We start from the raw sequence: 13,920 nt of genomic DNA, 5'->3' as shown, positions 1-13,920 counted from the left end.
GCAATGCTGAAATGCACCACTCGCCACGTCCACATTTTTGCCGGTGAAGTTACTGCAGACAACAACTTCGTGCCCCGCGACGACCTGTTTACCCTCGATGTGGATCCGGACAACGAGCTGGTCTGGACTGATGCTGCCCTGCAAAAGGTCTATGCCCGTTTCGAAGAGTTGGTGGAAGAATACCGGGGGCGAGACTTGACCGAGTACAATATCCGCCGCATTGGGTCTGACCTGGAACATTTCATCCGCTCCCTGCTCAAGCAAGGGGAGATCGCCTATAACCTGCAGGGGCGTGCCCCCAACTTCAGCATGGGCTTTCCCCAGATCCCTGCTGAAGAAATTGTCGGCCAATACATCCCCAAGGGCTAGCTCTTTGCCGGTTCTGGACAGAGTTTTTGATTGTTCTGCATCTAAGGCTTTTACCCATCTGATTGTCGGAGCGTTTCCCCATGTCTGGAGAACCCACCCCCGAGGCCGCTGCTGCCGAGAAACCCGCTGAAGCTGCCAAGCCTGCTGCTGAGGATTCCCCCAAAGCCGCTGCGAAAAAAGTTGCTAAGGAAGAAAAGCCCTTCGAGCAACAGATCACGGAAGAGGTGATCCCGGCAGCCATTGCGGCTTTTCAAAAGCGCGGAGTCAGCGATCTGGAGCTGCGCCTGGAAGGCAAGACGCTGGTCGGCGCGTTTGCAGGAGGCAAGAAGCAATTTAGCGTGCTGTTTGCTGAGGGATCCTTGAATGGCCGCAAGTTCTTCCGCTGTACCACCGAAGGATCCCCGGCCAGCACCATCGAGTCTTTTATGATCGACGAGCGGCGCGTGGATGTCAACCTATTCGTGTTTTATTTGGTGCAGCGCCTTTACGCTCAGCAGTGGTATTGAGTTCGCGTGACCTTGAAGGATCCCTGGCTACCCCTAGCCGGAGAGAGTAAGCCTGCTCGCAAGAGACGAGGGGAGGTGCAGCCGGCTGCAGTTACCGTAAAGCCAGGATCCATCCGGCCATGTTCTTTGGCATGCCCACGATCCCAGAACGGACACCTTGGCTGCCGCCTTCCCGGAAGATGAGCTGCGCACTTGGCTCGAAGAACGGTACCGCCCCAGCGGGATCAGCCGTTCATAGTCGCGTTTCAGGTTAGGGTGAGAGGCCTGGGCTACTGATCGCGCCAGCGGGACGGAGTCCTTGAAAAGCCTTCTGGCCCCGTGCATTCAACGTTTCTAGTTTGAATCGAAATGCCCATAATTGCCCAGAGGGCTGCTCCCGTAGATCAGGTTCCCCGGCAAACGGCGCAGCTGGGGCTCGAACCCGGTCGGCCCAGAGGTTGTTCCCCAGTGCAGGGATCCCTTGCCATTGGGAGGGATGTTCTGTCGAGGCCAAAAAGATTATCGTTTGTAAAGAAAGCTAAGGCGGTGCTACGGGAGGTCTCGAAATGTACATCGTGCAGATTGCGTCTGAATGCGCCCCGGTTATCAAGGCGGGGGGACTGGGGGATGTGGTGTACGGCCTCAGCCGCGAGCTGGAGGTGCGGGGCCACTGTGTCGAGCTGGTTTTGCCCAAGTACGACACGATGCGCTACGACCAGATCTGGGGTTTGCACGACGCCTATCGCGATCTCTGGGTGCCCTGGTACGGGGGAGCCATTCACTGCTCGGTGTACTGCGGCTGGGTGCATGGCCGCCTTTGCTTTTTTATTGAGCCCCACTCGGGCGATAACTTCTTCAATCGCGGGTGTTATTACGGCTGCCCGGATGACAACATGCGTTTTGCTTTTTTCAGCAAGGCGGCTCTAGAGTTTCTCCTACAAAGCAACAAGCGCCCCGACATCATCCATTGCCACGACTGGCAGACAGGGTTGGTACCGGTGCTGCTGTTTGAGATCTACAAGTACCACGGCATGGGAAACCAGCGGGTGTGCTACACCATTCACAACTTCAAACACCAAGGCTTTGGCGGCCCAGAGATTCTTTGGGCTACCGGCCTCAACCGCGAACCCTACTACTTCCACTACGACCGTTTGCGCGATAACTTCAACCCCTTTTCTCTCAACTTTATGAAGGGGGGAATTGTTTTTTCCAACTTTGTCACTACGGTCTCTCCCAATCACGCGCTGGAGGTGCAATTTGGCGACTACGGCTATGGACTTGGCCATACCCTCTACTTGCACCGGCACAAGTTTCGCGGCGTTTTGAATGGCATCGATTACGACATTTGGAACCCGGAGATCGACCGCTTTATCCCCGTGCGCTACACTGCTCAAACGCTGGAAAATAAAGCTAAAAACAAAAAAGCTCTGCGGGAACGGCTGCTACTGCAGGATGTTGACAAGCCTATCGTGGCCTATATCGGGCGATTGGACGAGCAAAAGGGCGTGCATTTGGTGCATCATGCCATCTACCGCTCCCTGTTCAAAAATGCCCAATTTGTTCTGCTGGGATCCGCTACGGAGCGAGGGATCGGCGCTTGGTTTGCCCACGAGAAAAGCTACCTCAACAACAACCCCGATGTTCACATTGAGTTGGGCTTTAACGAAGAACTTTCCCACCTTATCTATGCGGGGGCAGACATCATCGTAGTGCCCAGCCACTACGAACCCTGTGGACTCACTCAGATGATTGGCTTGAAGTATGGCACAGTTCCGGTGGTGAGAGGAGTGGGTGGCCTGGTGGATACCGTCTTCGACCGCGACTACGATCCCCACAAATTGCCCGAGCAACGCAACGGCTACGTCTTTTATCACACAGATCCAGCTGCTTTGGAGTCGGCTCTGGATCGGGCCATCGACCTTTGGTACACCGCTCCTGACCAGTTCCGTCAACTGCAGATTCAAGGCATGAGCTACGACTACTCCTGGAACTATCCTGGCAAGGAGTATCTGGAGATCTACGACTTCATTCGTCACCGCTGAGCCCAACAGCGATCCCCAGCGATCCCAGCTCTTGACCCCGCGGATGAAATGCTGGACGATAGGTAGCAATCTTGGGCTTAACCTTCTCTACAGATTTGCTGCTGAGAAGGGTAAGTCTGCTCCGTTATCTTTCCCTGTCTGTAAGGATCCCCGGCTGCCATGGGTTATCTCGCCTTGGTACTCCACGCGCACCTGCCGTTTGTGCGCCACCCTGAGCAAGACTTTGTGCTGGAGGAAGAATGGCTCTACGAAGCCATCACGGAGACCTATGTGCCGCTGCTGCACATGTTCGAGGGGCTACAGCGAGATGGCATCGACTTTCGCTTCACCATGTCCCTGACGCCGCCCTTGGTGTCGATGCTGCGGGATCCCTTGCTGCAGGAGCGCTACGACCACTACTTGACCAAGTTAGAAGAACTGGCCCAACTGGAGTACGACAAAAACACCACCAACGGCCACATTCGCTACCTGGCCGAGCACTACATCAAGCAATTTGCCATGGTGCGGGATCTCTGGGAGCGCTATGACCGGGATCTGGTGCGGGCCTTTCGACAGTTTCAAGATAGCGGCAACCTGGAGATCATCACCTGTGGGGCTACCCACGGCTACCTGCCCTTGATGCAGATGTACCCGCAGGCAGTCTGGGCGCAGTTGATTGTAGCTTGTGAGCACTACAACGAGCACTTTGGCCAATGGCCGCGGGGGATCTGGCTGCCGGAATGCGCCTACTACCAAGGGCTGGAGCGGATGATTGCCGATGCCGGCCTGCGCTACATGATCACCGACGCCCATGGTCTTCTCTACGCCAAGCCCCGGCCTCGTTACGGCATGTACGCCCCTATTTTTACCGAGACCGGCGTCGCCGTTTTCGGGCGGGATCACGAGTCTTCGCAGCAGGTGTGGTCGGCAGAGGTGGGCTATCCAGGGGATCCGGTTTACCGCGAGTTCTACAAAGACCTAGGGTATGAGGCCGACTACGAGTACATCAAGCCTTACATCATGCCCAACGGCCAGCGGAAAAACACCGGCATCAAGTACCACCGCATCACCGGGCGCAACCTGGACCTGGGGCAAAAGCAGCTTTACGACCCCTATTGGGCGCGGGAGAAAGCGGCAGAGCATGCGGGCAACTTTATGTTCAACCGCCAGCGGCAAATCGAATATTTGTACAGCGTCATGGGCCGCCCGCCGCTGGTGGTGGCCCCCTACGATGCGGAGTTGTTCGGCCACTGGTGGTACGAGGGCCCTTGGTTTTTGGATTTTCTCATCCGCAAGAGCTACTTCGACCAAAACACCTACCGCATGACTCACCTGGCGGAGTACCTGCGGGAGAACCCCACTCAGCAGGTGTGCAAACCTGCCCAGTCCAGTTGGGGGGCGCGCGGCTTCCACGAGTACTGGCTCAACCCCACCAACGCCTGGATCTACCCCCACCTGCACAAGGCCACCGAGCGGATGATCGAGCTGAGCCGTCGCGAGCCTGCCGATGACCTAGAATGGCGGGCCTTGAACCAGGCGGCGCGAGAATTGCTACTGGCTCAATCGTCTGACTGGGCTTTTATCATGCGCACAGGGACGATGGTTCCCTATGCAGTGCGCCGCACCAAGTCCCATCTGCTGCGCTTCAACCACCTCTACGAGAAGATCAAAGAGGGTCAGTTTCGGCGAGAAAAAGCCACCCCTGAAGAGGAGCAGTGGCTGGCCAAGGTGGAATACATGGACAACATCTTCCCCAATATCAACTACCGGGTTTACCGACCCCTCTAAGCCGGTTGGGCAGGTCTGGAGGGTGCCTGCTTCCGACCGCCAGAGACACCAGAGGCAGAAGTTTCCGGCTACCCTCCTTGAGGGGATCGAACTACCCCAGGGCAGGAGGGATCCTCCGTTCGTTGCGCTGATCCCAACCTTCCTCTCCTTTTGGGAAAGGGGCAGGAGTCGCTCGTGTTGGCCTCGCAGAGCGCTCAGGGAGCGTTTTAATCTGGCTTGTTCAGTAGCCCCGATATCCCCGAAGACTCCCTGCTGCTGGGGCCCGCCTTCCCCAGCCGAATGGTCAGGCCGTCGGTTCTAGAGCTTGGTGCCGCACTCGGCGCAAAACTTGTGCAGGGTGGGGTTTTTGGTGCCGCAATTGGGGCAGTAGATCAGCTCGGCGGCTTGTTCCAGTTGCCGCTTCTCCGGCAGCCCGATCATCTGATAGTTAGCTTTGCCGGCAGGCACCATCGGGTAGCAGTTTTCGTCCCGCTTGACCACAAAGTCGGCCACTACCGGCCCCTCGTGCTTGAGGATCTCCTGGATGGCATCTTCCAGTTGATCGGGGTGATCGACGCGGATCCCTTTTACCCCAAAAGCCTCGGCTAGCTTGACAAAATCCGGCATTCCGGGAGACATATCCGAGTGGGAGTAGCGCTCGCCGTGGAAGGCCTGCTGCCACTGCCGCACCATGCCCTGCCAGCCGTTGTTGATGATGGCCACTTTGGTGGCAATGCCGTACTGAGCCACTGTGCCCAGCTCTTGCATGTTCATCTGGAAGCTGGCATCGCCACTGATGCAGATGACTTCTTCGTGAGGCAGGGCTACCTTGACTCCCATCGCCGCGGGGAACCCGTAGCCCATGGTGCCCAGCCCAGAACTGGAGATCCATTGGCGCGGCCCGTTGCGCAGAAACTGCGCCGCCCACATCTGATGCTGGCCAACATCGGTGGTGTAGTAGGCGTGGGGAGCATGACGACGAAAGGCATCGATCACCTGTTGAGGGGCAATCACGCCTTCGTAGCTGGGCACCTGCAGGGGATAGTCCCGCTTCCAGCGCTCGATCCGATCCAGCCAAGCCTGAGTTAGGCCTGGAGTAGAAGGCATTTTGCTCAGTTGAGCCAGCATCTCCACCAGAACAGTGCGCACATCCCCTACAATCGGCACATCGGGCGCACGGTTTTTGCCCACCTCGGCTGGGTCGATGTCGATGTGAATGACTTTGGCGTGCTTGGCAAATTCATCTAGCTTGCCGGTTACGCGGTCGTCGAAGCGGGCTCCCACCGCAATGAGCAGGTCGCACTCGGTGACGGCGAAGTTGGCATAGGCCGTGCCGTGCATGCCCAGCATCCCCACCGACAGGGGATCGTTCTCATCGAAAGCCCCTTTGCCCATGAGGGTGGTGGTCACCGGGATCCGATAGGTGTGGGCCAGCTCGGCAATTTCGGCGTGGGCACCGGAGATGATCGCCCCACCTCCCACATACAGCAAGGGCCGTTTGGCCTGCAGGATCAGCTTGGCCGCCGCATGGATTTGCCGTGGGTTGCCTCGCACGGTGGGCTTGTAGCCGGGGATGTTGATCTCGCTGACAGGTTGATAGTCAAACTCTTCTAGGCCCACATCTTTGGGGATGTCGATCAGCACCGGCCCGGGCCGCCCTGTCCCGGCAATGTGAAAAGCCTCTGCCACGATCCGAGACATTTGGCGCGGATCCCGTACCACGTAGGAGTGCTTCACAATGGGCAGGGTGATGCCAAAGATGTCCGTCTCCTGGAAGCCGTCGGTGCCAATCAGATGGCGAGGTACCTGCCCAGTGATGACCACCATGGGTACAGAGTCCATCATGGCGTTGGCGATGCCCGTCACCAGGTTGGTCGCCCCTGGGCCAGAGGTAGCAAAACACACCCCCACCTTGCCAGTGGCGCGAGCATATCCGTCGGCGGCGTGGGCAGCCGCTTGTTCGTGGCGTACCAGGTAATGTTTGAGCAGCCCCTGAGACTCGGCTTTGTACAGCTCGTCGTAGATGGGGAGGATGGCTCCCCCCGGATAGCCAAAGATGTGTTGCACCCCATGCCGGTGCAGGCTGTCCACCAACGCATATCCACCAGTCGCCACGGTGTCTCCTCCCCACTGAGATGACCGAACGTCAAACGCCCGCTCTCAGGAGCGCCAGCGCAGACAGGGTACTGGCCAGAAGTTGGCCAACTTTGTATTCAATTCTACAGTCTAGCAGTGGTTTGCTTTGGAATCGCTTAGACTTTCACGGTCGGCTAAAGTAACACTGGGGATCCCTAGGGATCCTCGCCGGAGTGTTGAGAGTGCCCTATCCATGACTGGAGAGCCAACCCCCATTGACCCCGGGCCGGAGCGGTCTCAGGGCAGCTTGCGGCTAGCTGTGCCCATCCTCGGATCCCCGCACAGTGCTGTGGGATCCCGACAGTGGCTGGTATGGGGAGCGCTGGGGATCTTTCTGGTGGGTCTGGGGTTGCGCCTGTGGCGGCTGGACGAGTTCCCGGCACCTGTGTTCGATGAGGTGTACTTCCCGGAGTTTGCCCAGAACTACCTGGATGGCAAGCCTTTTTACGATGTGCATCCCCCCTTGGGCAAGTACTTCATTGCCCTTAGCATTCAGGTGTTTGGCCGCAACGAGTGGGGATTCCGCTTCGCCACTGCTTTTTGCGGATCCCTGATCCCTCTGTTGCTGACCGGTTTAGCCTACCGCCTCACCTACCACGTGGGCTTTGCTCTGTTGAGCGGGGTTTTGCTGCTGACCGATGGGGTGTTTCTGGTGGAATCCCGCTTTGGCCTGATCAACGTGTATCTGGTAGCCTTTGGGCTGGCAGCGACCATTCTGTTGCTGAGAGGTCTAGAAGACCAAGGTTGGCGACGGGCTGCTCACTTTGCTTGCTCCGGGATCCTGTTGGGGGCGGCAGCCGCGGTGAAGTGGAATGGCCTCTGGTTTACCTTCATGTTTGCTCTGTTGGGGATCCTCGTCTGGGGGGTGGTCTGGCTGCGCCCGCAGTGGATCCCACGGTTGGGCATTTTGATCCAGATTCGTCATCTGCGCTGGTGGCACTATGTGTTTTGCTTCATCCTCGCTCCGCTGGCCTTTTACGCCATTCAGTGGATCCCGCACCTGCAGCTGAATCCCCAACAGGGACTAACTCTGGATTGGAGCTGGACGGGCATCCAGAATTATTTCCGATCCCTGGTGCTCATCAACCAATCCATCTACGGCGGCCACATGGCAGCCCACCTGGTGGTGAACGAAGAGACCCCTGTTCACCCCTACTGCTCCACCAGCTTGCGATCCCTGGTGGCTTGGTTCCCGGCTTTGCGTCCTTGGCTGACTACGCCCTTGGCCTCGGCAGGAGCTTGGTCCTGGCCAATTCTGGGCCGCCCCGTGGCCTACTACTTCGGCAGTCAGGGCAACCTCTGGCAAGCTGTTCATGGCTTGGGCAATCCTTGGCTGTGGTGGCTGGGCACGGGATCCATCTTGGTGCTCGTCTGGCGAGGGATCCGCCACTTTCACGGTCTCGAAGCCTTCATTTTGATTGGCTATGCGGCCAATTACCTGCCTTGGTTTAGGGTCAGCCGCTGCGTTTTTATCTACCACTACATGAGCGCCCTGGCGTTTAGCACCCTAGCCCTGGCTTGGTTGGTGCTGCTGGGCTGGCAGAGCTATCGCCGCTTTTGGCGCGGGGCGAGCATCACGGCGGTGGCCTTGGTTTTGGCGTCCTTTGTCTTCTTTTTCCCCGTTTGGCTTGGCCTGCCCCTCAGCCCAAGCGGATTTTACGCCCGCATGTGGTTTCGCTCCAGCCCGGTGCCGCTGTTCTGTTTCAGCCCCCAATCCTGCCAACAGCCCCCGCTGCACCTGCCGCCCATCCCCGGCTTGAACTGGATCTAAGGGAGGCATGGTAAGCTTTGTGAAGTTTGTTTCGTGAAATGCGGCGCTCCGTTACCGAAAGATGGAGCGAGGTTCGCGAAACCCTTGTGGTGGAGGTAGTGGAAACGTCATGGCCCGATCTTGCCCGAGTTCTGCCAACTCTCCCCGCCGTCCACTGGCTTATTCAGAGCAAGCTGTCCCGGTTGGGGTGATCGGGGTAGGCAACATGGGCCAGCACCACACCCGCGTTTTCAGCCTGATGAAGGATGTGCGGGTCGTGGGGGTAGCGGATATCAACGTGGAACGGGGATTGGATGTGGCCAGCCGCCACCGCGTTCATTTCTATGAGGACTACCGCGATCTGCTGCCCCATGTAGCTGCCGTGGCCATTGCCGTGCCGACGGTTCTGCACCACGAGGTGGGTATGGCCTGCCTGGAGGCCGGGGTACATGTGCTGATCGAAAAGCCCATCGCTGCCAGCATCAGCGAAGCAGAATCGCTGGTGAACCGAGCTGCCGATTGCAATTGTATTTTGCAGGTGGGGCACATCGAGCGCTTCAGCCCTGTTTTCCAAAAGCTGGGCCAAGTCTTGCAAAGTGAAGAACCTCTGGCTTTCGAGGCTCACCGTCTCAGCCCCTATTCCGACCGCGCCAGCGATGTGTCGGTGGTATTCGACTTGATGATCCACGACATCGATCTGTTGCTGGAGCTGATCCCATCTCCCGTGACCCAGATTACCGCCAGCGGCAACCGCATCTCCAAGCTGGGCTACCTGGACTACGTCACGGCTACTCTCACTTTTGCCAACGGTGCCATCGCCACCCTCACTGCCAGCAAGGTCACCCACCGCAAGGTGCGCAAAATTGCCGTCCACTGCAAGAATGCCTTGGTAGAAGCAGATTTTCTACACAATGAGATCTCGGTGTACCGCCAGGGATCCGTCGGCAGCACCAGCGACTACGGCCAAATGCCCTACCAGCGGGATTGTTTGATTGAGAAAGTCCACACCGACAATATCGACAAGCTGCATGCCGAACTGGAGCACTTCATCAATTGCGTGCGGGGGGGCAACCAACCTTCTGTGGGTGGGGAACAGGCCCTGAAAGCATTGAGGCTGGCCTCGGAGGTAGAGCGGATTGCTTTGGATGGATGTGCCTGGAGCGAAGCCAAGCCCCGCCGTAGTCTCCTATCCTAGTCTTTAACGCAAGCCCCAGATGGGGGCAGAGCCCTGTTGTTGGCCCATAGCCATTCCAGCATCAGGCTGGGGAAGAAAAAGCGACATTCGCGCCCGCGGAGTGCAGCTCTATTGACAGCTCCCCATTCGGGTGGCAGCTTTTCGAGCGAGCAATGGGGCTCCCACCAGACTCAGGCAAGAGGTGGCATCCACAGCTGTGAAATCGGGCACGCAAGCCCCGGCAGCAACGGCGAGTCCAATTCGAGTCCAATTCATCTTTCCCAAGCAAGTTTTGATCAACACCAACTGCCTTTGCTGGCGCCGGTAGACTTCCACTTGTTGCTGTTGCCAGTCCACCACTCAATACTCCTGTAGCCCAAGCCGACTGTAAAGCTTGAGCTTAGTTTGCTTATCTTGGCCAATATTGCGAGCTCCAGGGCTCAGCACTCCTACCGCCGATTCTGGGGCACTGTGGAGTTTGCTATCCGCCCCCAGCGCTGTTCTCAGTCGAGACCGGCTCACCCACACCACATCAGGAGCCACATTGTTATCTTCGGCAAAAATCACTCCCGGAGCAGTGTTGGCCAATCTCAGGCCCGTTTTCTCACTCTATTCGCCTTTCAAATTTCTTCTAAGATGCGAAACTGCACATGGTTAATGGCCAGCTCCCCAATTGAGGCTTGGTCGGTGTTGATCGTCTCGAAAGGGATCCCTTTGGCGATCTCGGCATGGGTCCAGGGCAAGCCCATGAAGTAGCGCTGCGAATAGGGGCGCTCCCCCCGATCGTCGGGGTTCGACTCCATCGGCACCCAACCCCAGCCGGGCAGATAAAACTCAATCCACACGTGGTTGTACTGGGGAAACAGCGGGATCCCTTTCAGTTCTGGATGGGGAGGACATTTGTAGCGCCCCACCGTGCGGCAAGGGATCCCATTGAGGCGGGCCAAAGCCAACAGCACCCCCACATATTCGCCACAAGAACCGGAGCCACGCCGCAAAACCTCATCCGGCGGATCAATGCGAGAGGTGACCCGGTAGGAGAGCTTGTCGTAAACATAGGCCCGGATATTGAGCATTTTGCGCAGCAAGTTGGTCTCGCTGCCGACGGCCCGCCGCGCTGCCTCTCGAACAATCGAGGTGTCCATGGCCAGGTAGTCATCGTCCACCAAGTAGCGATCCCGTAGGTCTGGGGGCACGACGGCATCTTCTACATCCAGCGGATCGATGCAGTACTTGATACTGTAGAGATCCAGCACCGCCCGCCAGCCAAACAAGCGCACCTCATGGGCCCCCAGGGATCCCAGCGAAAACACCGCCACCTGTTGGCCAGATTGCTCTTCCACTTCAAACGGCAGACCTACCCAGTGCAGGCTGCGCACCCGTTGGCGAAGGCTGTTGCAGGGCAAGGCAATTCGCCAGACCAAATCGGGCAGGAAGCGCGGCTCTTCTTGGGCAATTTCTTCCACATAGGTCAGCTCCACCCGATAGCCGTGGGAGAGGGTGTAGGTGGCGCGTTCCCCCAGACACTGGGGCTGAAAAACTACCGGACAGGCAATGGGGGAATCCTCGGCCTCGGTTCCACTGCCGCCAGAGGGGTCGGGGGAGCTAGGGGGATCCAAAGGCCGCAGGCGTAGGGGGGCCACCCAGGTTTTATCGCGCAGGGCCACCGACAAGGGATCCGGAGCGTTGGGGTTGTCGTGGATATAGGCTTCTTCGTGGGCGTAGGCTACCCAGAGCTGCCCCCGCCAGTAGGCCAAGCCTGTCGGCCCAGGAGAAGGGGTGAGGATGCGGGCCAATTCTCGCCCGGTCTGGCGCTCCAGCACATAGATCGTCTCTTCCACCCGATCACTCACCCAGAGGTAGTCTCCCTGCACCGCAATGTGTTCTCGGCCAACCCCAGGGGCGGGCATCTCCTGCACAATAAGGCCACGGCTGGGATCCAGTTGCAGGATTTTTCCCCGTTTGTAGCAGGTGGCATAGAGGTAGCGGTTTCCCGTGTGGGGATCGCTCCAGAGGGCGATCCCTTCGATGGGGCAGGGGCAGCTACACACTTGAAAGGCTTCCAGGGATCCCGGTTGCTGCAGAGCGGACATGGGAATGCGCAAGATTTGCCCCTCTTGCTCCCGACTGAGCCAAATCCACGCTTGATCCCCTTCTGACTCTACCCACAAACCGTAAGCGCCTTGGAAAGAATGGACATGATGGGGATTGAGCAGCAGGGTGTTGTGCTCTTGGATCTCCACCAAATAGCCCCTCACCCGATCCAAGCCGAGTAGGCAATCTCCCCAGGTGGCCAAACCTTCCAAAGCGACCAGCCCCAACGGTTGCAAAGGGGCCACAGTTCCCTGTTGCTGCCCAGATTGAGGCCACCAAGCGGGCTGGGATCCTTCTGCCGTAGAACCCGGATTTTTCAGAGCACCTAGATCATTTGCCGGATGAATGGCAACCATGAAGGCTTCCCTGCTTGTGGAGAAGTTGGCGCGCTAGCGCGATCCGCACCAGATCAGTACGACTGTCCAACATTTGTATGATGCGCCTCTTTTCAACCCCGCCCCAAGGGATCCCTTCCCTGATGGTCTTGCCGAGGACGGAGAATGCTACCATAGCAGACATTTTGCTTGTTTTGTTGATGAGCAGGGCCGAGAAGCAATGGAAGAAAAGGGTCTGGCCTTGGCAGTTGGGGGCTTGGTGGCAGGGATCCTAGCCGGGGTTCTGGGCATTGGCGGTGGAACGATCCTGGTGCCCTTACAGGTCAGCTTGGGGATACCACCGGTTCAAGCTGCAGCCACCAGCAACCTTTCCATCGTTATGACCTCGATTGCAGGCAGCATCCAAAACTGGCGGATGGGCATGCTGGATCTGAAACGGGTGATCCTGCTGGGGATCCCCGCATTGCTTACGGCCCAAGTGGGGGCGATCATCGCCAGTCGCCTTCCCAGCTACCTGCTGTTGACAGCCTTCGGGGTGTTGCTGCTGGCCAACACTTATCTGGTGGAGCTGCGCAAAAAGGTGGCCACCCAAGCCCTGGAGACAGAGTTCCCGCCTGCTGCTGTTCGCGACAGTGGTGCGAAGTCCTCAGGACAGATGTCTCCCTGGTTAGCCCGCGCCCTGACCGGTGGCGCTGCCGGTTTGTTGGCCGGGCTGTTTGGCATCGGCGGTGGGGTGATCCTGGTGCCAATGCAGATCCTGCTGCTGAAAGAGACGATCAAAGTGGCGATTCAGACCAGTCTGGGGGCCATTGTAATCACAGCAGTTGCTGCCACCGCCAGCCATGCGGGCCTCAGCGATTGGATCTGGAATGGCCTGGGGTTCGGGGACGGCACCATCCACCAGAATGTGCTCTGGATCCCAGGTTTAATCTTGGGCACAGGGGGGTTAATCGGTGTACAGATCAGCACACGCACCCTGCCCAAATTGCCCGATGAAACCGTCAGTCTGTTGTTTCGGGGCTTCCTGGCCATTCTTTCTCTTTACATTTTTTGGCAAGCCTGGCAAGGTTATCGAGCTCTGTGAAGTGATCCTGGTCTGCCCCAGTGCTCGGGACAGCAGTCCTGGTTCCAAGCTACGGTCATTTGGATTTAAACTGGGACACTGAACTCAAACCCAAAATGTTGCATGCACTGATCCAGAAGGCTTTTCAAGGACTCCGTCCCGCTGGCGCGATCAGCAGCCCAGGCGTCTCACCCTAACCTGAAATGACTCTATCGGGTGTCGCTCCCAGCTTTCGGGCCTGATGACTCAGATGGATTCAACGGTTTGAAAGACTTGGCTACGCTGGACGCGCTTTCCCCTCAGAGGGCAGGGCTTTTGCTACTTGGGATAGATCCCCTTGTTTGCAGAGGTCATGCACAGGGTAGCTGCCGAAGAGCTTCAAGGTTTCAGCAATTGATTCCAGCGCCGCAACCACCTCGGCATCCAAATAGGGTTGGCCGATAGGGTTCTCCAAATCGACAAAAAAGACATACGTCCCTGCCGATTTTTTGGTGGGGCGCGACTCAATGCGAGACATATTCAGGCCTCGCTCCGCAAACACTTGCAGAGGTTTCAGCAGCGCTCCCGGCACGTTGTGGGGGAGGCTGAAGGCTAAGGAAGTATGGGATCCCCCCGGAGAAGCAGGATCGGCAGAGGTTTCACCCTGTTGACCGGAACGCGAGAGCGGCGCACGGCCAATAACCCAAAAGCGAGTGCAATTGTCGGGGTGATCGTTGATCGGGCAGG

10 protein-coding genes and 1 pseudogene are annotated in these 13,920 nt (G+C 58.0%); 7 read left to right on the top strand and 4 right to left on the bottom strand.

What is annotated here, in order from left to right:
• Positions 1-3: 3 nt before the first annotated feature.
• From NW838_RS15330 to NW838_RS15315, 4 genes are all read left to right on the top strand, one after another.
• On the top strand, positions 4-369 hold the full coding sequence (locus NW838_RS15330; RefSeq protein ID WP_011432289.1) for an NAD(P)H-quinone oxidoreductase subunit M: 366 nt from the start codon (positions 4-6) through the stop codon (positions 367-369).
• A gap of 80 nt (positions 370-449) precedes the next feature.
• Positions 450-875, top strand: coding sequence for a DUF2996 domain-containing protein (locus NW838_RS15325; protein ID WP_011432290.1), 426 nt, complete (start codon positions 450-452; stop codon positions 873-875).
• Positions 876-1,420: 545 nt separating this feature from the next.
• Positions 1,421-2,896 carry a glycogen synthase GlgA gene (glgA, locus tag NW838_RS15320; RefSeq protein ID WP_414357789.1) on the top strand — a complete coding sequence of 492 codons (1,476 nt, stop codon included), beginning with the start codon at positions 1,421-1,423 and terminating at the stop codon, positions 2,894-2,896.
• A gap of 159 nt (positions 2,897-3,055) precedes the next feature.
• Positions 3,056-4,663 (top strand): glycoside hydrolase family 57 protein, encoded by a 1,608-nt coding sequence (locus NW838_RS15315; protein ID WP_414357790.1) that lies wholly within the window; start codon positions 3,056-3,058, stop codon positions 4,661-4,663.
• A 297-nt stretch (positions 4,664-4,960) separates the two neighbouring features.
• On the opposite strand, the pseudogene ilvB reads toward NW838_RS15315, so the two are convergent.
• A pseudogene (gene ilvB, locus NW838_RS15310) lies at positions 4,961-6,760 on the bottom strand (biosynthetic-type acetolactate synthase large subunit); the annotation flags it as partial.
• Between the two features lie 211 nt (positions 6,761-6,971).
• Between ilvB and NW838_RS15305 the strand changes: the two are divergent.
• Together NW838_RS15305 and NW838_RS15300 are read left to right on the top strand one after the other, a co-directional pair.
• Positions 6,972-8,549: a phospholipid carrier-dependent glycosyltransferase gene (locus NW838_RS15305; RefSeq protein WP_414428337.1), complete on the top strand. Its 1,578-nt coding sequence runs from the start codon at positions 6,972-6,974 to the stop codon at positions 8,547-8,549.
• Positions 8,550-8,658: 109 nt separating this feature from the next.
• Positions 8,659-9,723 carry a Gfo/Idh/MocA family protein gene (locus NW838_RS15300; RefSeq protein WP_011432295.1) on the top strand — a complete coding sequence of 355 codons (1,065 nt, stop codon included), beginning with the start codon at positions 8,659-8,661 and terminating at the stop codon, positions 9,721-9,723.
• Between the two features lie 339 nt (positions 9,724-10,062).
• On the opposite strand, the gene NW838_RS15295 is transcribed toward NW838_RS15300, so the two are convergent.
• Together NW838_RS15295 and NW838_RS15290 are read right to left on the bottom strand one after the other, a co-directional pair.
• Positions 10,063-10,290, bottom strand: a complete 228-nt coding sequence (locus NW838_RS15295) for a Uma2 family endonuclease (RefSeq protein ID WP_414428336.1) — start codon at positions 10,288-10,290, stop codon at positions 10,063-10,065.
• A gap of 32 nt (positions 10,291-10,322) precedes the next feature.
• Positions 10,323-12,041 carry a transglutaminase domain-containing protein gene (locus NW838_RS15290; protein ID WP_414428335.1) on the bottom strand — a complete coding sequence of 573 codons (1,719 nt, stop codon included), beginning with the start codon at positions 12,039-12,041 and terminating at the stop codon, positions 10,323-10,325.
• 310 nt (positions 12,042-12,351) lie between these two features.
• On the opposite strand from NW838_RS15290, the gene NW838_RS15285 reads away from it, so the two are divergent.
• Positions 12,352-13,215 (top strand): sulfite exporter TauE/SafE family protein, encoded by an 864-nt coding sequence (locus NW838_RS15285; protein WP_414428334.1) that lies wholly within the window; start codon positions 12,352-12,354, stop codon positions 13,213-13,215.
• A gap of 256 nt (positions 13,216-13,471) precedes the next feature.
• Here the strand turns inward: NW838_RS15285 and NW838_RS15280 are convergent.
• Positions 13,472-13,920 (bottom strand): ACT domain-containing protein (locus NW838_RS15280; RefSeq protein ID WP_414428333.1); only part of this gene is annotated, 449 nt, incomplete at its 5' end.

Origin of the sequence: Synechococcus sp. R55.2, from assembly GCF_047462075.1 — a bacterium.
Classification (GTDB): domain Bacteria; phylum Cyanobacteriota; class Cyanobacteriia; order Thermostichales; family Thermostichaceae; genus Thermostichus.
This window is presented reverse-complemented; position numbering and strand designations above follow the sequence as displayed.